The sequence below is a fragment of the Pseudomonas sp. FW305-E2 genome, assembly GCF_058782925.1.
On record NZ_JBYSYE010000002.1, the window covers coordinates 257,369 to 281,159 of the forward strand.

General features: G+C 63.3%; 18 protein-coding genes and 2 rRNA genes. 5 read left to right on the plus strand and 15 right to left on the minus strand.

The genetic code is table 11. The annotated features are described in order from the left end of the window. Positions 1-52: 52 nt before the first annotated feature. The 3 genes from ggt to mdaB all read right to left on the minus strand — a co-directional run bounded on the left by ggt (position 53) and on the right by mdaB (position 3,508). Positions 53-1,720, minus strand: a complete 1,668-nt coding sequence (gene ggt, locus AC3WLP_RS03810; protein WP_012053713.1) for a gamma-glutamyltransferase — start codon at positions 1,718-1,720, stop codon at positions 53-55. Between the two features lie 117 nt (positions 1,721-1,837). Continuing rightward, the gene (locus AC3WLP_RS03815) at positions 1,838-2,734 is read right to left on the minus strand and encodes a LysR family transcriptional regulator (RefSeq protein WP_003251593.1); all 897 of its coding nucleotides are present in this window, start codon (positions 2,732-2,734) and stop codon (positions 1,838-1,840) included. Between the two features lie 183 nt (positions 2,735-2,917). Beyond that, entirely contained in the window at positions 2,918-3,508 is a 591-nt protein-coding gene (gene mdaB / locus AC3WLP_RS03820; RefSeq protein ID WP_012053714.1) for an NADPH:quinone oxidoreductase MdaB, read from the minus strand. Between the two features lie 163 nt (positions 3,509-3,671). Between mdaB and AC3WLP_RS03825 the strand changes: the two genes are divergently transcribed. Continuing rightward, positions 3,672-3,986 (plus strand): putative quinol monooxygenase, encoded by a 315-nt coding sequence (locus tag AC3WLP_RS03825; protein WP_003251589.1) that lies wholly within the window; start codon positions 3,672-3,674, stop codon positions 3,984-3,986. Here AC3WLP_RS03825 and AC3WLP_RS03830 read toward each other — a convergent pair. Continuing rightward, positions 3,976-4,740, minus strand: coding sequence for a sulfite exporter TauE/SafE family protein (locus tag AC3WLP_RS03830; protein ID WP_014754443.1), 765 nt, complete (start codon positions 4,738-4,740; stop codon positions 3,976-3,978). The genes AC3WLP_RS03825 and AC3WLP_RS03830 overlap by 11 nt on opposite strands. 77 nt (positions 4,741-4,817) lie before the next feature. On the opposite strand from AC3WLP_RS03830, the gene AC3WLP_RS03835 reads away from it, so the two are divergent. Continuing rightward, complete coding sequence (locus AC3WLP_RS03835; protein ID WP_012053716.1) at positions 4,818-5,699, plus strand: LysR family transcriptional regulator; 882 nt, start codon at positions 4,818-4,820, stop codon at positions 5,697-5,699. A 106-nt stretch (positions 5,700-5,805) separates the two neighbouring features. On the opposite strand, the gene AC3WLP_RS03840 is transcribed toward AC3WLP_RS03835, so the two are convergent. Continuing rightward, on the minus strand, positions 5,806-6,081 hold the full coding sequence (locus AC3WLP_RS03840; RefSeq protein ID WP_003251584.1) for a metal/formaldehyde-sensitive transcriptional repressor: 276 nt from the start codon (positions 6,079-6,081) through the stop codon (positions 5,806-5,808). Between the two features lie 70 nt (positions 6,082-6,151). On the opposite strand from AC3WLP_RS03840, the gene dmeF reads away from it, so the two are divergent. Then, the gene (dmeF, locus tag AC3WLP_RS03845; protein ID WP_012053717.1) at positions 6,152-7,090 is read left to right on the plus strand and encodes a CDF family Co(II)/Ni(II) efflux transporter DmeF; all 939 of its coding nucleotides are present in this window, start codon (positions 6,152-6,154) and stop codon (positions 7,088-7,090) included. A 96-nt stretch (positions 7,091-7,186) separates the two neighbouring features. Then, positions 7,187-7,531 (plus strand): cupin domain-containing protein, encoded by a 345-nt coding sequence (locus AC3WLP_RS03850; RefSeq protein ID WP_003251579.1) that lies wholly within the window; start codon positions 7,187-7,189, stop codon positions 7,529-7,531. A 192-nt stretch (positions 7,532-7,723) separates the two neighbouring features. Here AC3WLP_RS03850 and mmsB read toward each other — a convergent pair whose 3' ends face one another. Continuing rightward, entirely contained in the window at positions 7,724-8,611 is an 888-nt protein-coding gene (gene mmsB / locus AC3WLP_RS03855; protein WP_012053718.1) for a 3-hydroxyisobutyrate dehydrogenase, read from the minus strand. A gap of 10 nt (positions 8,612-8,621) precedes the next feature. Beyond that, the gene (locus tag AC3WLP_RS03860) at positions 8,622-10,148 is read right to left on the minus strand and encodes a CoA-acylating methylmalonate-semialdehyde dehydrogenase (protein ID WP_003251574.1); all 1,527 of its coding nucleotides are present in this window, start codon (positions 10,146-10,148) and stop codon (positions 8,622-8,624) included. Positions 10,149-10,280: 132 nt separating this feature from the next. Between AC3WLP_RS03860 and AC3WLP_RS03865 the strand changes: the two genes are divergently transcribed. After that, on the plus strand, positions 10,281-11,231 hold the full coding sequence (locus AC3WLP_RS03865; RefSeq protein ID WP_014859456.1) for a LysR family transcriptional regulator: 951 nt from the start codon (positions 10,281-10,283) through the stop codon (positions 11,229-11,231). 270 nt (positions 11,232-11,501) lie between these two features. Here the strand turns inward: AC3WLP_RS03865 and yfiB are convergent, their stop codons facing one another. The 8 genes from yfiB to AC3WLP_RS03905 form a co-directional block, all read right to left on the minus strand. Further along, positions 11,502-11,993 (minus strand): outer membrane lipoprotein YfiB, encoded by a 492-nt coding sequence (gene yfiB, locus AC3WLP_RS03870; RefSeq protein ID WP_041168526.1) that lies wholly within the window; start codon positions 11,991-11,993, stop codon positions 11,502-11,504. A gap of 4 nt (positions 11,994-11,997) precedes the next feature. After that, a complete protein-coding gene (gene dgcN / locus AC3WLP_RS03875) occupies positions 11,998-13,269 on the minus strand; it encodes a diguanylate cyclase DgcN/YfiN (protein ID WP_003251568.1) in 1,272 nt (423 codons plus the stop codon). Continuing rightward, complete coding sequence (gene yfiR / locus AC3WLP_RS03880) at positions 13,266-13,832, minus strand: regulatory sequestration protein YfiR (RefSeq protein ID WP_017147955.1); 567 nt, start codon at positions 13,830-13,832, stop codon at positions 13,266-13,268. Before yfiR ends, dgcN begins: the two co-directional genes overlap by 4 nt. A 100-nt stretch (positions 13,833-13,932) precedes the next feature. Beyond that, a complete protein-coding gene (recD, locus tag AC3WLP_RS03885) occupies positions 13,933-16,008 on the minus strand; it encodes an exodeoxyribonuclease V subunit alpha (RefSeq protein ID WP_088513310.1) in 2,076 nt (691 codons plus the stop codon). Continuing rightward, positions 16,005-19,679 (minus strand): exodeoxyribonuclease V subunit beta, encoded by a 3,675-nt coding sequence (gene recB / locus AC3WLP_RS03890; RefSeq protein WP_088513309.1) that lies wholly within the window; start codon positions 19,677-19,679, stop codon positions 16,005-16,007. Before recB ends, recD begins: the two co-directional genes overlap by 4 nt. Then, positions 19,676-23,158: an exodeoxyribonuclease V subunit gamma gene (gene recC, locus AC3WLP_RS03895; RefSeq protein WP_088513308.1), complete on the minus strand. Its 3,483-nt coding sequence runs from the start codon at positions 23,156-23,158 to the stop codon at positions 19,676-19,678. Before recC ends, recB begins: the two co-directional genes overlap by 4 nt. Positions 23,159-23,464: 306 nt before the next feature. Beyond that, positions 23,465-23,580 (minus strand): 5S ribosomal RNA (gene rrf, locus AC3WLP_RS03900). A 130-nt stretch (positions 23,581-23,710) separates the two neighbouring features. Then, positions 23,711-23,791, minus strand: a 23S ribosomal RNA gene (locus AC3WLP_RS03905); the annotation flags it as partial.

A 23,791-nucleotide genomic window follows, 5' to 3' on the forward strand; every position in this document is an offset into this window, starting at 1 on the left:
CGGCCTTGTGTCGCGATAGGAGGGCAAAGCCCTCCCGGCGTTCTGACAGGTACTACTTGACGATCATCCCTACCCCACGCCCACGTGGGTCGGAAGCGGTCTCAAGCTTCGCCCCATCGACGCGGATCGCCTGGATGTCGCCCATCTCCCAGCCCTGGTCCTCCAGCACATAGCCCATCTTCTTCAGCTCATCAGCTACCGGCCCGGTCAGTGGCGCATAGCTGTCGAAGTAAATGGTGTCCTTGGGCAGCAACTGATGGTGCACGCGCTGCGCCGCCACCGCCTTGTCCAGCGGCATGCCGTAGTCGTACAGGTTGTTCATCACCTGGAAGATCGAGGTAAAGATCCGTGAACCACCCGGGGTACCGATAACCAGCTCGACCTTGCCATCGCGGGTCATCAGGCTGGGACTCATCGACGACAGCATGCGCTTGCCTGGTTCGATCGCGTTGGCATCACCACCGACCACGCCAAAGGCGTTCGCCGCCCCCGGTTTGGCGCTGAAATCATCCATCTCGTCGTTGAGCAGGAAACCAGCGCCCTTCACCACCACACCACTGCCATAGTCGAGGTTGAGGGTGTAGGTATTGCTGACCGCGTTGCCCTGCTTGTCGACGATCGAGAAATGCGTGGTCTGGTGCGGTTCAAGGCCCGGCTTGACCTTGTCGGTGTCGGAAATGGCCTTCGGGTTGACCTGGGCTGCGCGCTTGGCCAGGTAATCCTTGGCCACCAGCTGGTCCACCGGCACCTTGGTGAAGGCCGGGTCGCCCAGGTAATCGGCGCGGTCGGCGAACACCCGCTTCTCGATCTCGGCCAGCAGGTGGATGTACTGCGCCGAGTTATGCGCCACACCTTTAAAGTCGGCCGCGCGGTCTTCCTTGATGCCCAGCAACTGGGCCAGCGCCACACCGCCCGAGCTCGGCGGTGGCGCGGTATACACCACATTGCCACGCCAGCTCACGGCCATCGGTTCACGCCATACCGCCTTGTAATCCTTGAGGTCATCTTTGGTAATCAGGCCTTTGTCAGCCTGCATCTGCGCCACCAGCAAATCGGCGGTCTTGCCTTGATAGAACTCGCTCACGCCCTTGTCGGCTATACGCTCCAGGGTCTGGGCCATTTCCGGCTGCTTGAACAGCTCGCCGACCTTCATGTTGCCGAAGTAATCGTTGAAGTTGGTCGCCGTCTTGAACATGCCTTGGGCATCGTTGCGGTACTGGTACTGCTTTTCCGCCACCTTGAAGCCATTTTTCGCATAGCCGATGGCCGGGGTCAGCAACTCGCTCCAGGGCAGCTTGCCGAACTTCTGGTGCGCCTCCCACAGGCCCATTACCGTACCGGGTACGCCTGCGGCGCGTGCCCCGACCAGGCTGAGGTTCTCGATGACCTCGCCCTTGTCGTCCAGGTACATGTTGCGCGTGGCGGCCTTGGGCGCGACTTCGCGGTAGTCGAGGAAGTAAGGCTTGCCATCGACAAACAGGGTCATGAAGCCGCCACCGCCGATATTACCGGCCTCTGGGTACGTCACCGCCAGGGTGAAGGCGGTCGCTACTGCCGCGTCCACCGCGTTGCCGCCCTTTTTCAGAATATCGGCGGCCACCTGTGCACCATATTGATCGGGGGCGGCCACCGCGCCGCCCTCCAGGGTGGCGGCGTAAACCGAGGAACAGCTCAGGATCGCGGCTGCGAGAGCCAGATACTGGAAAGGGACAATACGCATGACACTTCCTTGGTGTTGTTTTTGTTGAGCAGTCAGTAAGGCCGAAGCGCTTCGACTGTGCAATCAACCGTCGGAAGTTTCGCCGCCTGTGGACAGGATTTGTCGCGATCAGGCAACTCAGCAGGCGTACATCGCCAGCTTGCGCTGGATGAAATCCAGGAAGCACTGGATACGCAGTGCCAACTGGGTGTTGCGGTAATACACCGCGTGGATCGGCTGACGGTAGCCATTGTTGGCCTCGCTCAGCAGCACCTGCAGGCGCCCTGTGCGGATATCTTCGTGGGTCATGAAGTGCGACAGGCTGACGATGCCCTCCCCGGCCAACGCCAGCTGGCGCAGGGTTTCGCCGCTGGAAGCAACCAACGCCGGGCGGATGCTCCAGCGATCGCCCTGAGCGTGACGTAGCGGCCAATGATTGAGCGACTCCGGTTGGCTGAAGCCGAGCAGACAGTGGTTGGCCAGCTCCTCGACCTGCCGTGGCGTGCCGTGCTGCTCCAGGTAGGCCGGACTGGCCAGCACCTGCACCGGACTACAACCCAGGCTGCGCGCGTGCAGGCTGGAGTCGGCCAGCTCTCCGATGCGGATCGCCACATCAGTGCTCTGCTCCAGCAGGTCGATGATCAGGTCGTCGGTGTTGAGCTCCAGTTCGATGCCCGGGTACTGGCGGCGGAACTCGCCGATCCACGGCAGGATGGCATGCAGCATGAACGGCGCAGCGGCATTGATGCGCAATCGCCCGGTCGGGGTCTGGCGGTTCATCGACAGACGCTCTTCCATCTCGTCCATCTGCTGCAGGATCAGCCGCGAGCGCTCAAGAAAGTAGCGCCCCTCTTCGGTAAGGTCCATGCGCCGGGTGGTGCGGTTGACCAGCGTGGTGCCCAGCTTGCCCTCCAGGCGCGACAGGGTGCGGCTGACGGCAGACGGGGTCTGGCCCATCTGCTCGGCAGCAGCGGAAATCGAGCCGCAGTCGATGACGGCGACGAATACCTGGAGTTCTTCAGATCGGGTTTTCACATCAGGGCCTGTGGTTGGTCTGTGCAAGGATTAGATAACCGCTTGTCGAGGCCAAGTCCAGCGGCGCCTGAACGGGCCTCTTCGCGGGCTTGCCCGCTCCCACAAATACTGCAAAGTCCTTGAAACCTGCGTAATACCTGTGGGAGTGGGCAAGCCCGCGGCAAGGCCAGTCCAGGCAAAAAATTACTGTGCCTTGCCAAACACCTTGTCCAGATGGGCCTCATAAGCTGCCAACGCCGCCGGCACATCCGGGCGCTTCATCACATCCACAGCCAGGAAGGTCGGCAGGCCGGTCATACCCAGGAACTGGTTGGCCTTGTGGAACGGGAAGTACACGGCATCCACCCCCTTGCCTTCAAAGAAATCGCTGGGGTCATCGAACGCCTGCTGCGGCGCATTCCAGGTCAGCGACAACATGTATTGCTTGCCGTGCACCAAACCACCGCTGCCGTATTTCTGCGAGTGGTCCGAACGGGTACGGCCATCATTGGCATACAGGCTGCCGTGGCCGGCAGTGAACACGTCGTCGATGTACTTCTTGACGGTCCAAGGCGCGCCCATCCACCAGCCGGGCATCTGATAGATCACCACATCGGCCCAGAGGAATTTCTCCACCTCTTCCTGGGCATCGTAGCCGCCATCGATGAACGTCTGGCGCACATCGAAGCCGGCGCGGTCCAGGTGAGCGATAGCCGCTTCGTGCAAGGTCGCGTTGAGACGGCCTTCGGAGTGAGCGAACTGTTTACCACCATTGAGCAGAAGGATCTTTTTCATGCTGGCCTCCACGGCCGAGTCAAAAATTGATGCCGGCAGGTTAGAGGCTCGCGGGGGCGGGATACAGCGGTGACGGGGCAAAATACAATTGACCAGAAGTCACGAATGAGCAATACATTATTGCCGTAGAATAGCGTCACCCCCCATCACCGAGTAGCGCCCCATGAGTGAGCCGTTCGCCTTTATCCTCAAAGCCAAGACCCGCCCGGAAATGGCTGATGCGTTCGAAAACCTGTTCCGTCCCTACGTCGAGCCAAGCCGCCAGGAACCTGGCTGCATCGAATACCACATGCTGCGCGACCAGCAGGACCCGAGCCTGTTTGTGTTCTTCGAAGTGTGGGCCGACAAGGCCGCGCTGGACGTGCACTCGGCCCTCCCGCACATGGCTGCCTTCTTCGAAAAACGCATGGATTACCTGGAGCGCGATTTCGATATCCAGAGGGTCGACATGCTCAGCGCTTCGTCCGCTAGCCGTTGATCAGCAGATGGACGCCGAGTGCGGCCAACCCGATGAAAAAGCAACGCTTGAACAGCAGCGCGCTGATCCGCTGACGCAGCCACTGGCCCGCCAGCATGCCGAGCAAGGCCGGCGCCAGCATCAGCAGCGAAGCCCCCAGCGCCTGGCCACCCAAGGCATCCTGCCCGGCCAGGCCTAGGGCCAAGGCCAGGGTCGACACCGTAAACGACAGGCCCAGGGCCTGGATCATCTGCTCGCGGCTCAAGCCCAGGCTCTGCAGGTAAGGCACCGCTGGCATCACGAACACCCCGGTCGACGCCGTGACCACACCCGTGACCAGCCCGCAAAGCGGTCCCAGCCAGCGCTCGTGTCCCGGGGCTACCTGCAAGCCCGGGCCGACCAACCCATACAACGCATAGACCAGCAAGGCGCCCCCCAGCGCGTGCACAGCCCAGGGGCCACTGTTGATTCCCAGCCAGGCGCTGCCCAGCAAAGTGCCGACAAAGATCAATGCCAGCATTGGCCCCAGACGGACCAACAACCCTCGCAGGTGCCCGCCGCTGGCCAGCTGCCACAGGTTGGTGAGTGTCGAGGGCACGATCAACAACGCGGCTGCCTGCGCAGGTGGCATAGCCAGGCCCAACAGGCCCATGGCAATGGTCGGCAGGCCCAGGCCGATGACCCCCTTCACTGCGCCCGCCAGCAGAAAGGTCAGTACAACCAGCAACGACAGTGCCGGGCCAATGTTCTGGTAAAACGCGAGCAAGGTAGTCATGGGCCGATGATGCCGTGCCCCGGGCGACGTGAGAATCTGCCATATACTCAGCCAGCCTCTTGCCCGGACAGAGCCACATGCATTTCGACCTGATCGACCTCAAGCTGTTTCAGCACACCCTGGAGTGCGGCAACATCACCGCCGGCGCCGACCGCAGCCATCTGTCGCTGCCAGCGGCCAGTGCGCGCATCCGCGCCATGGAAGCATCGCTGGGCATTCCCTTGCTGGAACGTAACCGCCGTGGCGTACAACCAACGCCGGCTGGCCAAGCACTCTTGCAGCATGCACGGCTGATAACGCAGCAGGTCGAACGCCTGCAGTTCGATCTGGGCCTGTACGCGCAAGGGCAGCAAGGCCAGGTGCGCCTGCTGTGCAACACCGCAGCGCTGACCGAATACCTGCCCGAACTGCTGGCCAGCTACCTGGCTGAAAACCCTGGAGTCAGCGTGGATGTGCAAGAGCTGCCAAGTTTGCGCATCGTGCAGGCAATCACCCAAGGCATGGCCGACCTGGGCATCGTGTCCACAGCCGCCCCCAGCGAGCACCTGCAGACCCGGCCGTTTCGAGACGACCCGCTGGTGCTAGTGACGCCACAGGGCCACCCACTGGCCAGTGCGCTGGCGCCAAGTTTCGTCGACAGCCTGGCCCATGGCTATGTCGGCCTGGGGGCCGGCAGTGCACTGGGGTTGTACCTGGAAGAGCAAGCGCTGCACGAGGGGCAGCGCATGCAGGTTCGGGTACGAGCAGAGGGGTTTGATGGGGTGATCCGCATGGTCGCGGGCGGGGCCGGAATCGGGGTGGTGCCGCTGGCAGCGGTGCAGCGCTGGCAAGGGATGCTGCCGTTGCACTGGGTGGCGCTGCAGGAGCCATGGGCCAACCGCCGGCTGCTGGTGTGCGCGCGGGATTTCGCGGCATTACCAGGCTATGCCGCCGGACTGGTATCCACCCTTACCCACTGACAGCCTTCGCTGGCACGCCTGCTTCCACAAACGCGTTCGCGTACCGCTCGGACCGTGAAGGTATTGATACCCCCCTGGGGTATTCGTGAAAGGGTACGGCGACCTCCTACTTCAGATAAGAACGCAGCAACGCTGCCACCTTGTCTGCCTCGTCCTGCCGTTCCTCGGCACTCAGGCCGTCCGCCACGAGGTGATCGCGGATGTGCCCTTCCATCACCTCGGCCATCAGCCCGTTCACCGCGCCGCGCACGGCAGCGATCTGCTGCAGGATCGCCAGGCAGTCCTTGTCCTGCTCCAGCGCCGTCTCCAGGGCGGCGGCTTGGCCTTTGATCTTGCGCACCCGGGTCAACAGCTGCTTCTTGCTCTTCAGGGTATGTGCCATTGGGTTTCACGCCATGCTAGGTATACTGGGGTATAGTATTTTTCTCGATCTTCCGGGAGCATGATAAACCATGGCGACACAAACCTCAGACCGCTGGCAGCACAGCCACCAGTTCCACACCAGCAACCTGGGCGCTGAGCGCAAAACCCGCCTGGCGGTTTGGCTGACCGCAGTGATGATGGTGGCGGAGGTTGCCGGAGGCTGGTACTTCAACTCCATGGCGCTGCTGGCCGACGGCTGGCACATGAGCTCCCACGCCCTGGCACTTGGCCTGTCCTTGCTGGCCTACGCTGCCGCTCGGCGCTATGCAGGTGACCGGCGCTTTGCCTTCGGCACCTGGAAGATCGAAATTCTCGGCGGCTACTCCAGCGCATTGCTATTGCTGGGCGTGGCCGGACTGATGGCGTTCCAGTCGGTGGAACGGCTGTTGGTGCCGGGACAGATCCACTATGACGAGGCCATCTTGATTGCCGTGGCGGGCCTCGCCGTCAACCTCATCTGCGCCTGGCTGCTACGCGATGACCATCATCATGACCATCACCCTCACAGCCACGATCATCACCATCACCATCACCACCACCACCACGACCTGAACCTGCGCTCGGCCTACCTGCATGTGATGGCCGATGCCGCCACTTCGGTGCTGGCCATTGCAGCCTTGCTGGCCGGCAAGTTCTGGGGCGCCAGTTGGCTCGACCCAGCGATGGGCCTCGTCGGTGCGCTGCTGGTCGCGCTGTGGGCCCGTGGCCTGCTGCGCGATACCGGGCGAGTGTTACTGGACGCCGAGATGGACGCCCCGGTTGTGGCGGAAATCCGCGAAGTGGTCGCGCAATTGCCGGCGCCGGCCAGTATCACCGACCTGCATGTCTGGCGGGTGGGCAGGGACCAGTACGCCTGCATTCTTGGCCTGGCCACCCAGGCCACACTGAATGCCGACGGCGTGCGCCAGGCCCTGGCCGTGCACGAAGAGTTGGCGCACATCACTGTCGAGGTAAACCGCCTGCCATAGCGCGACCAGACACCTGGACGTCGAGCCCAGGCAACTGCTGCGCGGCCGTTGGGCCTATGGTGACCCGTCATTCAGCCAGTCACCAGGAGTTGTGCCATGTCCGATTTCATCACCGTCCTGCGCGAAACCTGCCCGACGCCGGTCGTGGACGCCACCAAGTGGAAGCGCATCGGCGGCGATCCGCACACCGTCAACCTCAATGCCTACCTGTCGGCCGACGGCAGCAAGATCATGGGCACCTGGATCTGCACCCCGGGCAAGTTCGAGGTCAACTACGATAAATGGGAGTTCTGCCACTTCCTCGATGGCTATTGCATCATCACCCCGGAAGGCGAAGAACCGAAACACCTGAAAGCAGGTGATGTGTTCGTGATCGAGCCAGGCATGAAAGGTACCTGGGAAGTGGTCGAGACTGTACGTAAGTATTTCGTCTTCGCCTAATTTGCAGGCGCGGGTTTAGCTGCGAATGCGGCGGTGAGGCATCTGCAGCATTCGCGGGTGAACCCGCGCCTACAACGGCCGCGCAATACCTGTGGGCGTGGACGAAAAAAATCGCGGAGCAGGCGCCCTTCCCTCTGGTGCGCAGTTACAGAGGGAAGGCCACCTGGCCCGCGATGAAGTCCACCTCTCGCATCACTCCTTCTTGCGATAACCCTCGACGATGGCCGAGAAGTCCTTGCCACCCTCGCCTCGCAGGCTCATGGCCTGGTACAACTGCTGGGCCACGGCACCTAGAATCACCGGTTGGTGTGCCTGGCGTGCCGCCTCGGTAGCCAGCCCGAGGTCCTTGAGCATGAGTTCGGCGCCAAAGCCACCGGTGTAGCCACGCGATGCCGGTGCGGTTTCGATGATGCCCGGCCACGGGTTGTAGGTATCCGAGCTCCAGCAGCGCCCGGTCGAACTATTGATGATGCCAGCCAGCACCTTGGTATCGATACCCAGCGCGTTCCCCAGGGCCATGGCCTCGGACACGCCGATCATCGAAATGCCTAGCAGCAGGTTATTGCAGATCTTGGCGATCTGGCCGGTACCGACTTCCCCGCAGTGCACGATGTTGCGGCCCATCTGCTCCAGTACCGGCTTGAGGCTGGCGAACAACTCGGTACTGGCGCCGACCATGAACGTCAGGGTGCCGGCCGCCGCGCCGCCAGTACCACCGGAAACCGGCGCATCCCCCATGTCCACACCCTTTGCCGCTGCGGCCTTGGACACATCACGTGCGGTCTGCGGGTCGATGGTGCTGCAGTCAACGGTCGGCGTGCCAGGGCGAATGCCGGCCAGTACGCCGTCCTCGCTCAAGTACACGCTGCGCACATGGGCTGCGGCCGGCAGCATGGTGATCACCAGCTCGCTGTTGGCCGCCGCGTCCTTGGGCGAGGGGCTGATCTGCCCGCCCAGTTCTGCCAGCTCGGCCAGCACGGCCTTGTTCAGGTCGAACAGGTTCAGCTGATGCCCGGCCTTGATCAGGTTGCGGGCCATGGGCGCGCCCATGTTGCCCAGGCCGATGAATGCGATACGCATGACGTACTCCTTAGCGCAGGCTAATGGTGGTGTTCACACCGTCGTTGACGCTGTCGTCATCGAACCAGCGAGCAGTGACGGTCTTGGTCTGAGTGTAGAACTGCACCACTTGCTTGCCGTACGGCCCGAGGTCACCGAGTTTGGAACCCCGCGAGCCGGTGAAGCTGAAGAACGGTACGGGTACCGGGATCGGGATGTTGATGCCGACCTGGCCAATATCGATTTCGCTCTGGAACTTGCGGGCCGCAGCGCCGCTCTGGGTGAACAGGCCGGTGCCGTTGCCGAACGGGTTGGCGTTGACCAGGGCGATGGCCTCGTCGAGCGTATCGACTTCCAGGGTCACCAGCACCGGGCCGAAGATTTCCTGGGTATACACCTGCATGTCGGTCTTCACGCCCGAGAACAGGGTTGGGCCGACGAAGTTGCCTTGCTCGTAGCCCGGCACCTTGACGTCACGGCCGTCAAGTTCCAGCTTGGCGCCTTCCTTGATACCGCTTTCGATCAGGCCCAGCACACGCTCCTTGGCCCGCTTGGATACCACCGGGCCAACGTCGGTGCCCGGCTCACAGCCAGCATTGACCTTGAGCTTGCTGGCAGCCTCCTTGATATCCGGCAACCATTCGCGGGCCTTGCCCACCAACACCGCCACCGAGGTCGCCATGCAGCGCTGGCCCGCCGCGCCAAAGGCAGCACCCACCAGCGCATTGATGGTTTGTGTGCGGTTGGCATCAGGCAACACCACCGCGTGGTTCTTGGCGCCCATCATTGACTGCACACGCTTGCCATGCTGGCTGCCAAGGTTGTAAACGTGCGTGCCGACTTCAGTAGAGCCCACGAAGGAAATCGCCTTGATGTCCTGGTGGGTGCAAATGGCATCCACCACCTGCTTGCCGCCGTGCACCACGTTCAGCACACCGGCCGGCACGCCGGCTTCCAGCGCCAGCTCGACCAGTAGCATGGTCGACAACGGGTCCTGCTCGGACGGTTTGAGCACAAACGTGTTGCCGCAGACAATGGCCATAGGGAACATCCACAGCGGGATCATTGCCGGGAAGTTGAACGGGGTGATGCCAGCGCATACGCCGATCGGCTGGCGCAGGGTGTAGGTATCAACACCGCCGGCGACGTTCTCGGCAAATTCGCCCATCTGCAGGGTGCCAATGGACGCCGCGTGCTCGACCACTTCCAGGCCGCGGAAGATATCGCCTTCAGCGTCGGCCAGGGTTTTGCCCTGCTCGGCGCTGAGCACCTGGGCAATGCGTTTGGTGTGTTCGCGGATCAGCGCCTGCAGCTTGAGCATGATGCGCATGCGCGCGCCGATCGGGGTGTTACGCCATGTCTGGAAAGCGCGGTGAGCAGCGGCCACGGCTGCATCGACTTCCTCGACGGTGGCGAACGGTACGCGCGCCAGCACCTCTTGGGTGGCCGGGTTGACGATGTCACGCCATTCGGTGGTTTTGGACTCGACCCACTGGCCGTCGATCAGCAGCTTGACCTGCTCGACCTTGGTGCTGTTAGGGGATTGCGGTGCGTTCATCTGCGTTCTCCTTGGAATTGTTGTCGGGACGAGATCGCCAGCGCCGGGCAAACGCGGGGTGGCGTCCTGAGGCTTGTTTCGAGTATAGATGTGCAAACATCCAACAAGAACGCACAAAAAAACCGGATCATCATGCAAAAAGACCTCACATCCCTGAGCGCGCTCAACTGGGACGATTTGAAGTTCTTCCTCGAAGTGGCTCGCACCCGCAAGGCCAGCAGTGCCGCCAAACGGCTGAGCGTGGACTACACCACCGTGTCGCGACGCATCAGCTCGCTGGAGGGTGCGCTGGGCACCTTGCTGTTCGAAAAGTCGCGCACCAACGGCTTTGTGCTGACCGCCGAGGGCCAGCGCCTGCTGGGCTATGCCGAATCGATCGAGAGCACGCTGCACATGGCGTGCGAGCAGGTGTCCGGGTCGGGGGTGGCGTTGTCGGGCCATGTGCGCATGGGCTGCACGGAGGGCTTTGGCAGCTTTTTCATCACGCCGCAGCTAAGCCACTTCGTCGACGCCTACCCGGCGATTTCGGTGGACATCCTGCCGCTGCCGCACTTCATCAGCCTGTCCAAGCGTGAGGCGGACATCGTCATCGCGCTGGAGCGGCCCGAGCACGGGCCTTATGTGTGCTGCAAGCTGTGCGACTACCGCCTGCGGCTGTATGCCACCCAGGGCTACCTGGACAGCCACGCGCCGATCCGCCAGGTGACGGACCTGGCCAAACACCCCTTCATCAGTTACGTGGATGACCTGGCGTTCAGCTCCGAGCTGCTGTACCTGGCCAACCTGATCCCCAACGCCAGCGCACATTTGCGCAGTACCAGCGTGATCGCGCAGTACACGGCAGCGCTGCAGGGGCGTGGGCTGGCAATATTGCCGTGCTTCCTCGCCGCGCAGGACCCGCGATTGGTCACGGTGTTGCCGGAGGAGATCGAGGTGACGCGGCAGTTCTGGATGTATTGCCGGGAGGATTTGCGCAAGCTGAAGCGGATTACCTTGCTGTGGGATTACATCCGGTCGGTGACCGAGGCGAATGCGCCGTTGTTGATGGGGCAAACCCGCGAGATGCGCTTTGCCCAGGACTGATGGGCCTGCGCATTTCCGAAGCCAACACAGCCCCTGTAGGAGCGGGCTTGCCCGCGAACACCGGCGAAGCCGGTGCCAGACAGCGCGTTGCCTGCTTCGCGGGCACGCCCGCTCCCACAGGGGATATGTGACTCATGGGGCTGCGCATTTCCAAAGTCAAGCACAGACCCTGTGGGAGCGGGCTTGCCCGCGAACACCGGCGAAGCCGGTGCCAGACAGCGCGTTGACTGCTCCCACAGGATATATATGTGACTGCCCGAGCGGCGACGATCAGTAGGACGCTACCACGATGGACACTCGACGGTTCTCGGTACGCCCGGCGCTGGTGCGGTTGTCCGCCACCGGCTGGCTGCTGCCCAGGCCACGGCTCTGAATGTTCTGCGCCTGCATGCCAATCCCCACCAGCGCCTTGGTCACGCTTTGCGCGCGGCGCTCGGACAGCTGCTGGTTATACGCCGCCTTGCCCGACGAGTCGGCATGCCCGTCCACCCGCACGCCCTGGATACCAACGCCGAGCAGCGCCTTGCCGATGCGCTCGACAATCGCCTGGCTCTGGCCATTGAGGCTGTCCAGATCGCTGCCGAACAACACTTTGCCAGACAAGTCGTAGGCCCAACCTTCATCGGTCGGGGTGAAACCTTCGCGCTTGAGCACGGCAATCTGTTCTGGGGTAAGGCCTTTCGGGGGCGCGCTCTGGCAACCCGTCAGCGCCAGCATGGCGAGCAACAAGGCCCAAAGCGGAAAACGTAAAGCGTGCATCACGGGTTCAACTCCTGTTCCTGATTTCGTTGGCGGACCGTTCCGTCTGCGCCAGTTGCCAATGGCCACGGCGTTCGCGCTTGGCCTGGTACATTGCCGCATCGGCGGCATTGAGAAGACTGGCGGGGTCAGCGCCGTCATCCGGGTAATAGGCAATACCGACACTCAGCGAGGTGGAGATACTGCGGCCGCTGTCCAGTTGCACCGGCAGCTTCATGCTGGCAACGATCTTCTCGGCAATGTGTTCGGCGTCCTTGCGCGTATGCAAAGGCGTCAACAGCACGGCAAACTCGTCGCCCCCCAGGCGCGCCACCAGATCGTGCTCGCGCAGTTGGGCGCGCACACGTTCGGCCACGCTGATCAACACCTCGTCACCCACGGCGTGGCCAAGGGTGTCGTTGATCTGCTTGAAGTGGTCGCTGTCGAGGAACAGCAGTGCCAGGTGGTCCTGCTGACGCGCCGCATTCCGCACGCTGCGGCTCAGGCGCCCTTCAAAGAAGGCGCGGTTGGGCAAGCCGGTCAGGCTATCGTGGCTGGCCTGATGGGCAAGGGTCTGGTTTTCGCTCTGCAGGTGGCTATGCCACACCTCCAGTTCATCCAGCAGAGCATTGAAGTCATTACCCAGCTCGTTCAGCTCGGCAATCGGCGCTTCTGGTACGCGCCGGTCGAAGCTGCGCTCGCGGCGGGCGGCATGGGCGACACTGGCCAGGCCACGCAGCGGGCGGGTGATATCGCTGAGCAGGCGCCGCGACAGATACTGGGCAGCCAAGGCGCTGAGGACCGTGCAGAACAGGATACCGGCCAAGCCACTGAGCAGGAACAGCAACAGGCTCCTGCCCTGGCCTGCCAGCTCGATGTGCCCGACCTGCTGTTGCTGGTGCACGATCGGCAAAATGACCGGCTCATCCAGCAAGGCGCTGGCAACCTGCACCTCCAGCTGCGCGAGCATGCCGGTATTGTCGCGTTGCCAGTGCGCCAGTTGCTCGCCCTCGTTGTTGAAGACCTTGGCCTCGGCCACTTCTTCGGTACTGGCAATCAACGCCAGCGACTCATTGGCAGCGGCGCTGTCATCGAACACCACCGCCGCCTCTACCGTGTAATTGATCGAGCGGGCGATCAACTGCAGGTTATGGTTGGCATAGACACGCAGGGCGAGCACGCCCAGCAGGGTGAGGGAGATACCCGCCAGGCCAACGGCAAGCAAGGCGACGCTAAGGTGACCACGGCCCAGCACCGAGCGCAGGGTCGGGCGCACCGTACGCTTGCGGGTCGGTTTCATGGCTGCCCCCCCCGGCGCCGCGACAACTGCAGCACGCTGGGGTGAATACGCACGCCAGAGCGTGCCACCGAGTCGAGATTGACTTCAAAGGCCACCTGCTGGTCGCTGACCCGCAGGCAGAACAGGCTGCCGACCGTGCAGGGGTCATCCGCCTCGCTGATGCTCAGCACCGGGTGGCCGCCGATACGCTGGAACAGCCGATCCCGCTGGCCCTGGTCAAGCTTGCCAATGTAGAGGGCATCGCAGGCCTGGGCGACTTGGGTGTCTTCTGCCAGCAAGCGCCGCACCTGCAGCGGCCGGCCGGACTCCTGGACATGGCCCTTGATGAGATCGTCGGCGTACTCGGTCGGGCCGACCAGGCACAGGCGCAAAGGAGAGGGTTCGACGGGCCAGCGGGCGTAACTGAAGATACCCAGTACTACCTGGGTGACTGCCTTGGCGCGTTGCTGTGCCTGGGCGGCGGTTGTGCCGGGGTCTGCCCGGGCAGCGCCTGCAGAAAGGAACAGGACGGCCAGCAATAGCGAAAGCGCACAGCTTGTCACTCGCCTTGCGGCCACGTTCATGTGGGAAATCCCTTTAAGCCCCTTCCGATATCGGCGCAACGATAGCACATGGCCGCTTTAATGTATGAGCCTGCAGCCACGTGTAATGGGTGTCATGGCCCTAGACCTGCTCGAGCATCAACCCGGAAATACGCCGTACTTTGCGCGCCACCGCTTCTTCGAAAATGCCTTGGCGTGGCTCGACCAGGCTGAAGCAGTGCTTGGCCCGCGTGATGCCGGTGTACACCAGTTCCTTGGTCAGCACCGGGTTGAGCGCATCCGGCAGCACCAGGGCAGTGTGGCTGAACTCCGAGCCCTGGGACTTGTGCACGGTCATGGCGAATACCGTTTCCACTTCGTTGAGCCGGCTCGGCAGAACGAACCGCACACCACCACTGCCGTCGTTGCGCGGGAAGGCCACACGCAGCAGCGGCTGGCCCTGCTCATCCGGCAGGCGCAGGGCTATACCGATGTCACCGTTCATCAGGCCCAGGCCGTAGTCGTTGCGGGTCACCAGCACCGGGCGTCCTTCGTACCAAGGCTGCTGGCTGTCGATCAGACCGGCATTGTGCAGCACCCGCGCCACCCGTTCATTCAGGCCTTCGACCCCCCAGGCGCCCCGGCGCACCGCGCACAGCAACTGGAAATCCTCGAAACTGCGCAACACCTTGCCCGCCCATTGCTCCCAGGCGGGGTCGTCAAAGGCGGTATCAAGTGCTGGCCGGTAACGCCCAAGGGTGCGCAGGTAGCTGCGGTAGCCTTGCGGTCCATCGGTACCGCGGTTCAGACCGTCCAGTAACAGGCGGTCGAAAGCACGATCCTGCTCGTGCTTGAGCGACAGGCTGTGCACGTCAGCAGGCGGCGCGGCCAGCAGGTTGCGCGCCGCGTGAGCATCCTGACGATTGACCAGTCTGGCCAACTGGCCAATACCGCTGCCTTCACCGAAACGCCGTGAAAACCGCAGCATCACCACTTGCTGAGCCAACGGGTGGCGCTGCTCATCGCCGGCCTTGAGGCCACTGCCGGCCAGCGACTCGCCACTGACCTGCTGAAGCCACGCAGCAGTCGCCGGCGAGTAAAAGCCCTCCTCAGCATCCCGGCATAGGTCACCCAGCACCGCGCCGGCCTCGACCGAGGCCAACTGGTCCTTGTCGCCCAGCAGCACCAGACGCGCCCGCGGCGGCAAGGCATCGAGCAGGTTGGCCATCATTTCCAGGTCGATCATCGACGCCTCATCGACCACCAGCACATCCAACGGCAACGGGTTGCCAGCGTGGTGGCGGAAGTGCCGCGAGCCCGGGCGGCTTCCGAGCAGACGATGCACGGTGCTGACTTCAGTGGGGATTTGCCCGCGTACTTCGGCGCTGACTTGCAGGCGCTCGACTTGCTGGCCAATGGATTCGGTCAGGCGCGCAGCGGCCTTGCCGGTCGGTGCAGCCAGGCGGATGCGCAGTGGCCTACCCTGCTCCACTGCCGGCGCCTGCAGCAACGCCAGCAGGCGCACCACGGTGGTCGTCTTGCCGGTGCCGGGGCCACCCGTGATGATGCTGAAACCGGCCCGGGTAGCCAAGGCGCAGGCAAGCTTCTGCCAGTCCACCTGGCCAGCTGGCGCGCCGCCCTCGAACAGTTGCGCCAGGCGCTCTGGCAGATCCGCAGGCGGTGCTTCGGCCTGACTCAGGCGCTGGCGCAGGGCATGGTCGATGCGCCGTTCGTAACGCCAGTAACGGCGCAGGTAAAGGCGCTCGCCACTGCGTACCAGCGGCCGCGCCTGCTGGCCAGGCGTATCACCTGCGGCCACCAGCGGGCTGGCGATGATGCGCTGAAGCCAGGCATTCAAGTCAAGGTTGGCCAGCAGTTGCGATGGCAGTAGCAAAGGGCCGATAAGGGCGTCACCTTCCGGCGGCAACGACAGGGCGAAATCCGGCTCGGCCAAGGTTTGTTGCAGGTCGAGGCAGACATGTCCGTGCCCCAGTTGGTGGCTGGCCAGCGCCGCTGCCAGCAATAGTAAGGGATCACTGCCGGGGGCACGCTCTTCCAGGAACGACACGAATGCGCGGTCCAGGGCACGTAGCCAGCCCCGCTCAACCCAGCGGTCGAGTAATTGCAGCAAATCAGCGCTGTTGTGCTGCGGTGCCAGCGCCAGCAGGTGCTCTGCGTGCAACGGGGTGGGCAACAGGTCGACAAGGCTTCGGCTCATGGCGCAACTCCGGCAAACAGGTCCTGCTGTACTGGCGCGTGCTCACCACGGAACAGTGCATCGAGGCTTTCGATCAGCTCACGCGGTGGCTTGGCGTGGTACACGCCGTGGCCGCTGCTGCTGGCACCGCGCAGGAAGATGAACAGGGCGCCGCCAACATGGCGGTCATAATCGTAGTCCGCCAGCCGCGCGCGCAACTGGCGGTGCAGGGCCAGCAGGTACAGCACATACTGCAGGTCGTAGCGGTGCTCAAGAATCGCCTTTTCCATGGCCATGGCATCGTAGGCCTGGATGTCCGCACCCAGCCAGTTGGACTTGTAGTCGGTCACGTAGTAACGCCCGTCCAGCTCGAACGCCAGGTCGATGAACCCTTTGAACATGCCGTTTAGCACAGTCGGCTGCGCAGCTGGGCGCGCCAGACCGGGGTGGGTGTGGCGTGCCACCAGGCGATCGAGTTGTTCTGCGTCGACCCGGTGGCTGGCGAACCAGAATTCCATTTCGATCTGGTAATGACGCAGCTGGCCCAGCGTTACGCTCTGGTCGCTGCCCGGCAGCGGCAACGCCTCGCCCAGCAAACGTTGCATCCAGTGGCTCAGGGTGGGGATCCAGCCGGCCCAGTCACGGCGATTGCAGCGCTGGCCAACGGTACGCTCGATCAGCTGAGGGTTACCGCTGACCTCGCTGAAGCCCTCACGGCCTGCCCACTCCAGCAAACCATGGAGGAAGGTGCCGGGGTTAGGCCCCCGCGGGAAGCGATGGATATCGCCGCTGTCGGCGGGGACCTCGCGCAACACCTGGGCATCGGGCACCTCGTCATCCAGCAGTTGCTGGGCCTGCGAGCTGTCGGCGCCGAGGGTCTGATCGCCGACACGAAGGGCACTGTACGAAGCGATCCACCAGTGCTCGGCAGGCGCATGGCGTGGCCTGCGTGCCGGCAGCAGTTCACGCTCGGCGTGTGGCATGCGATATATCTGCTCATCCGCCTGCGGCAGGCCTGGGCAAGTGATGTGCGGGCACTTCGCCGCCAACGTCTGCAACCAGTCCGTCAGCTGCGCCGAGCCAGCCAGGGCCAGGCCGCCCCCCAGCAGGTAGCCAAACGCCGAGCGATGCAGCTGCGAGCTCTTCTGATTACCGCGCTTGAGGTCGGCGACACCCAGCCAGCATGCATGCTGGGCACGGGTCAGGGCCACGTAGAGCAGGCGCAGGTCTTCGGCCAGGCGCTCGTCGTCAGCGCGCTCGATCTGCTCCTCGTCAGGTGTGAGGGTGAGGTGGGCGTTACCTTCGCTGTCATGCCAGGCCAGCGGTAGACGGCTACCATCCACCGGTTTGCTGGTGCAGATGAATGGCAGGTATACCAAGGGATATTCCAGGCCCTTGGACTTGTGGATCGTCACCACCTTGACCAACTGTTCGTCGCTCTCCAGGCGCAGGATCTGCTCTTCACCGGCCTGACCGGAACTGGCCAGGTGCTCGGCCAGGTGGCGGATAAGCGCCTGTTCGCCGTCCAGCTCGCCAGCGGCCTGCTGCAGCAGCTCGGCCAGGTGCAGCAGGTTGGTCAGCACCCGCTCGCCATCACTGCGGCGAATCAGCGTACGCGGTAGCTGGAAGTCATGCAGCAGGTGACGCAACATCGGCAACACCCCCTGGCGCTGCCAGGTGTCGCGGTACAGGCGAAAACGTATCACCCAGCTTTCCCAGACCCGCTCGTCCTGGTTAAGCCGGTCCAGCGCAGCCAGCGACAGGCCCAGTGTAAGGCTGGCCAGAGCAGCCTTGAGCAGGCGCTCCGAGTCAGGCTCGGCGCAGGCCTTCAGCCAGGCCAGCAGGTCGTGGGCTTCCTGGGCGGCAAACACCGAGTCCTTGTCGGACAGGTAGACGCTGCGCACCTCGCGTGCGGCCAGTTCGGCGCGGACCATCTGCGCCTCATGGCCATCGCGCACCAGGATGGCAATGTCCGAGGGCAAGCAGGCGCGCAATTCGCCTTCGGCATTCTGGAAACCCGCCGTGCCCTGCTGGCCGCCATTGAGCAAGGCGACAATATGGCTGGCGCAACTGGCGGCCAGTTGCTGGCGGTAAACACTGCTGGAGACTGGCTCTTCACTTTCCAGCTGCCAGCATTGCAGGGCTGCACTGACTTCACCGTCAATCAGCAGCTGTTCGCCACGCCCCTTGGCGCGCACCTCGATGAATGGCAGCGGGTTGTCATCGGCCTCGCGGAACAGGAATGCACCCCGCCCCGCTTCACGCCCCTCGGCCTGCAGGAACACCTGGTTGACCGCCGCCACCATGGCTTTGCTGGAGCGGTAGTTGGTGTCCAGGCTGTGCAGACGGCCGCTGGTGGCGCGCCGCGCCGCAAGGTAGGTGTAGATGTCGGCACCGCGGAAGGCGTAGATCGCCTGTTTGGGGTCCCCGATCATGAACAGACCGGTTTCGGCGCGGTTTTCACTGATCTGGTAGATGCGCTCGAAAATGCCGTACTGAACCGGGTCGGTGTCCTGGAATTCGTCGATCAGCGCAACCGGGAACTGTTCACGAATCAGACTGGCCAGGCGCTCGCCGGCCTCGCTGGCGAGTGCGTGCTGCAAGCGCACGAGCATGTCGTCGAAGCCCATTTCTGCACGCCGGCGCTTCTCCACTTCGAAACGTGCCGATACCCAACTGGCCGCGTGCTCGAGCAGAGGGGCATCCGGGCTGTCCAGGGCCTGCAGTTGTTGCTGCAAGTGCTGCATGGCGTTGAGGGCTGGGTGCTCGGGAGGTTCTCCCTTCCAGGCCTCGGCCATGCCCGCCGGGGTCAGCCGGGTAAAGCCGGTGCCCAAGTCGAGCTCTACCAGTTGCTCATCGCTGGCCCAAGCGCAGAGCTTGTCGAACCAGGGCTCGAAGTAACGGGCTTGCATCTTGCGGCCGTCGACCTGTTTGGCGGCCAGCGCATCGCGGCAGATTTGCCGCAGTTCCTCGGCCCACTGTGCCCATGGCGCCTTGATCCGGGCCAACTGTGCACCACGTTGCTGCAGCGATGCCTGGATCAATGCGGCGGGCTCTGGCCCATCCTGCTGGGCGCGCACACGGCCGAACAGTGGGCGAATGCGCGGCAGCAAGGCGTCTGGACTCCCCCAGTTGCCGCGCACCCAGGCCAGTGCGTCACCTTGCATCCCATAGCAGAAGCGCCGCCAGTAATCGCGCATGACCTGGCCCAACAACTCGCTGTGGTCGGTTTCCAGGGTCTGGGTGAACAGGCTGCCGCTGTCGAAGGCATGCTCGCGCAGCATGCGCTGGCACCAGCCATGGATGGTCGATACCGCAGCCTCGTCCATCCACTGCACGGCGATTTCCAACCGGCCGGCGCAACGCGGCCAAGTCTCTTGTGGGTAATCGTCACGCAGTTGGTGCAACAGCGGATCGGCGCCTTCCAGCTCGCCACGGAAGAACCGTGCGGCTTCAGCCAGGCGGGCGCGGATACGCTCGCGCAGCTCTTTGGTCGCGGCGTCGGTGAAGGTCACCACAAGGATCTGCGGTGGCAGCAGCTCGCGCTCGAAGCCCTGTTCGCCACCGTGACCGAGGATCAGGCGCAGGTACAGCGCCGAAATGGTGAAGGTCTTGCCCGTGCCGGCGCTGGCCTCGATCAGCTGGCTACCGTGCAGGGGGAAACTCAGTGCCAGAGGACGGTCCTGGGTCATGCGCCTTTCTCCGGGTTGCCCAAGGTCTGCCAAGGGGCGGTGAACAACGGGCGATACAAGGTTTCGCACCAGCCTTCAAACGTTTCGTCAGCAGTGAGTGCTGCAAAGTCCCGGAACTGGCGGGCCAAGGCAATGCTTTCACTCCGTTCGCCAAAACTGGTGCGTTCGTCGCCTTCGTAGGCGCGAGCTGCTGCGGCCATGGCTTTATCGGCATCGTCCTGGGCCAACCAGGCGAACGCGGTCTTGGCCGCGACTGGCAACGGCGCATTCATTGCCGCCTGACGGGCCACCAGTAGGTCGCCCAGCAGTTGCGCGGCCAGCGCTTGCGGCAGCGGTGCAAGCAACAGGGTCAGGTCACTGGCTACCAATGCACTGTTATAGGGGTAGCCCGCTGCACAGGCCGCCAGGTGCGTAGCCCAGGGCGCGATAAGGCGGTGCCACTTCAGGTTGTTGCGCCCGGCACTGATAGTGTTGGGTACTGTGGTGATGCTGAGAAGGCTCTGATCTTCCGCCTGGAACACCCGGCCCAGCCAGCCCTCCAGACGGTGCTGACCGTGCTCGAAATGCACCGGCAAAGCGCCCTCGACCAGCTGTGGCCAGCGTTGCAGCAATTGCTGGTGACGTTGCAGCAGGTCCGGCAGCGGTTCGATCAACTCGTTTTGCAGCAGTTCGCCGAAACCTGCTAGCGGCAGCAAACCGCAGGCCTGCAGGCGTCGGGCCTGGGCGCGCAAGGCCTGTTCGGCGTTGTCCGGTTCGGCCAAGGCGGCGCCAAGCAGGCTTTCACTGGCGCCGTAGCGTTGCAGGGTATCGAGGACGAAGGGTTCCTCGTCCGGGGTCGGCGCTTCCAGCGCCTCAAAGTACACCTTCAAGCGCTGGCTGAAGAAGTGCCGTACCGGGTGGCGCAAGAAGTCATTCAGCTGGTGCAAACTCAGGGCTTCAGCGTCCTGATAAGGCGGCAGGCCCGGCTCGCTCTGCTCGTCTGCCTCACCTTGCTGGTGCAGCACCTGCCATTCATGGGCATAGCTGAACAATGGGCTGCCCTTCTGGAAGTACCGAGGGCTGAACGGCTGCAGCGGGTGCTCCTGGGTCAGTGCGTGCAACAGTTGCTCGCCCGGTTTCGCGGGCTGGCCCTGCTGCGCGTCGGCCAAATGCCAGCCCGCAGCGATGTGATCGCGCAACTGGCCGATCAGCACCGAGGCCGGGCGTTCGCTATTGTCGCGAATACTGCGCCCGACCCAGCTGACATACAGTTGGTCACGTGCGGACAGTAGCGCTTCAAGCAACAGGTAACGGTCGTCTTCGCGGCGTGAGCGGTCGCCGGGGCGATAGTCGCTGGCCATCAGGTCGAAGTCCAGCGGTGGCTGCGCACGCGGATAATCGCCATCGTTCATGCCCAGCAGGCAGACCACCCTGAACGGGATCGCGCGCATGGGCATGAGTGTGCAGAAGTTGACCGAGCCGGCGAGGAAACGTTGTGACAGCTTGCCCTGATCAAGGCCCGACAACCAGGCTTCACGCACCACGGTAAGCGGTAGCGGGTCGTGCAGGCCGACGGTCTCGCACACCTCAAGCCAGCTATCACGCAAATCCTGCAACTGCATCAACAGGAACTCATCACCCTCGTCCTCGGCGAGGAAGAACACGTGCAGCAAGGCATGCAGTCGCTCGCCCCACTGGCTGACGGTGGCAGGCTCGGACAAGGCCTGGCAGGCGACTTCGAGCGCATCGAGCAACGCGACCAGCGGGCCGATCAGTGCCGCGTCCAGGCCACCGATTTCATCGTAGGGCTCAATACCATCACAGGCCTCACCCACCCCCACGGCATAACCCAACAGCATGCGGCGCAAGCCGAAACGCCAACTGTTCTGTTCGAGCCCGGCGGGCAAGCCCAGGCTCGCCCGCTGCGCGGCGTCAAGGCCCCAACGAATGCCAGCGCCCTCGATCCAGCGGTGCAGCGTGGGCAGATCGTTTTCGCGGATGCCGAAGCGGGCGCGGACTGCCGGCACGTCCAGCAGGTCGAGCACTTCGCTGACCGCGAAGCGGCTGTCAGGCAGTTTGAGCAGGTGCTCAAGCGCGATCAGCAAAGGTTCGCGACCACGCTGGCCCTGGTCTGTCAGGGTGAACGGGATGTAGCGCGGGTCGTTGCGCTGCAACTGGCCGAAGACGGCGCGGATATGCGGCGCATACGTGTCGATGTCCGGCAGCATGACGATTACGTCGCGCGGGCGCAAAGTCGGGTCGGCGCTGAAGCGGGCCAACAGCTGGTCGTGGAGGATTTCCACTTCACGTTGCGGGCTGTGCGCAACATGGAAGCGGATCGAGCGGTCTTTTGTGGTGTCGACTGGTGGCCACCGTTCGCGGCTCTCGGCGAGCGGGCGCAATTCCAGGATGTCGTCCTGCAGTTCGTTGAGCAGCGTGGTGGGCGAACCGTCGCTGAACAGGTCGATACGGCCGTCGCTGAACACGCCCTGGTAGCTGCCTGGGTCATCATAGCTGTCGAGCAGGTTGATGTAGTCGCGGCCTTGTTTACCCCAGGCAGCCAGCAATGGGTGGGCATGCTGGTGCAGCGTCTGGTCGTCCAGTTGCAGGGGCATGCCTTGCTTGCGTTGCTGACGTTTGTACTGATGGCGCAACAGGTCCTTGTCGGCGACGATATCGGCCCAGTGGTGGCGGCATGGGTTGTGTACGCACAGCAATACCTGACTGAAACGCGACAGGCCTGCCAGCGCTTCCAGGGCCTGGGCCGGCAGCGAAGAGATACCGAACACGATCACCCTCGGTGGCAGCCCTGCAGGCGCCTGCTCCAGGCTGTTGATGCGCTCGATGAAACGTTGGTGTACTCCGGCGCGGCTCTGCGCCATGCCTTGCTCGCCAACATCCTCGAGCAATGCTCGCCACAACTCGGCTTGCCAGCGGTTGCCTGGCGGCAGTACTTTGCGCTCGCCGCGGGCCGTGTTGATGACGTGCTCGCCACTGGCCCAGTCCTTGAGCCAATCGGCACGGTAGACCTGGTACTGGTCGAACAGGTCGGCCAGGCGCTCGGCTAGCTGGTAGCGCTTGCGCAAGTCACTGTCGTCGGTGAGGAAGCGCCGCAGTGGCTCGAAATGCGGACGCTCGATGAGCGCTGGCAACAGACGCATCAGCCGCCAGGTCAGTGGTGCCTTGTCGAGCAGAGACACTTCGGGAATTTCGCCACGGCCAAGCACGCTGCGGTAGAGCTGCCACATAAAGCTACCGGGCAGTTGCACATCGATGGCAGCGGCGATGCCGCAGCCGCCTTGGTCATCTTCCAGCGGATCTTCAGCCAGGGCCAGCTTCAGCCATTGGGCGATGCCATTGCTTTGCACCAGGGCAATTTCGTTTTCCAGAGGCGCCAGCGGGTAGCGACGCATCCAGCTCACTACCAGGCTACGCAGGTCGTCGAGGCGGTTGCCGTGGACGATCATGAAGCCTGGGTGGAGATGGGCGGTGTGGGGCATCGGAAGGTCTCTGGAGGCGCTGATGGCTGAGAGGGGAACGATATCACGCGCACATGAAACGGCCGAATGCCATCAGGCTGTGGGAGCGGGCACTTCAACGCGGTGCCATCCGCAGCGTGGCACTCCCGATCCATAGGGGAGGTGACGTTGGTGGCCTGGAGAGTGTGCGCCCCTGCCTGGCGTTGCCCCCTTCCCCGTAGGAGCGGGTTTACCCGCGAACACCGGCGAAGCCGGTGCCATCTCCTTTTTTGCCCACAAAGACAAAACCCCTACCTGCATGCGCAGATAGGGGTTTTGCGAAATGAATCTTGACGATGACCTACTCTCACATGGGGAAACCCCACACTACCATCGGCGATGCATCGTTTCACTACTGAGTTCGGGATGGGATCAGGTGGTTCCAATGCTCTATGGTCGTCAAGAAATTCTGTTGCCAGAATGTCCAGATGGACAGCCCAGCGAATTCGGATATGCGATATTTGTGGTCTTACGAATCTTCGGGTCTTTCGTCTTCACCACCGCAATCTGCGTAGCAAATTGCTTGGGTGTTATATGGTCAAGCCTCACGGGCAATTAGTATTGGTTAGCTCAACGCCTCACAGCGCTTACACACCCAACCTATCAACGTCGTAG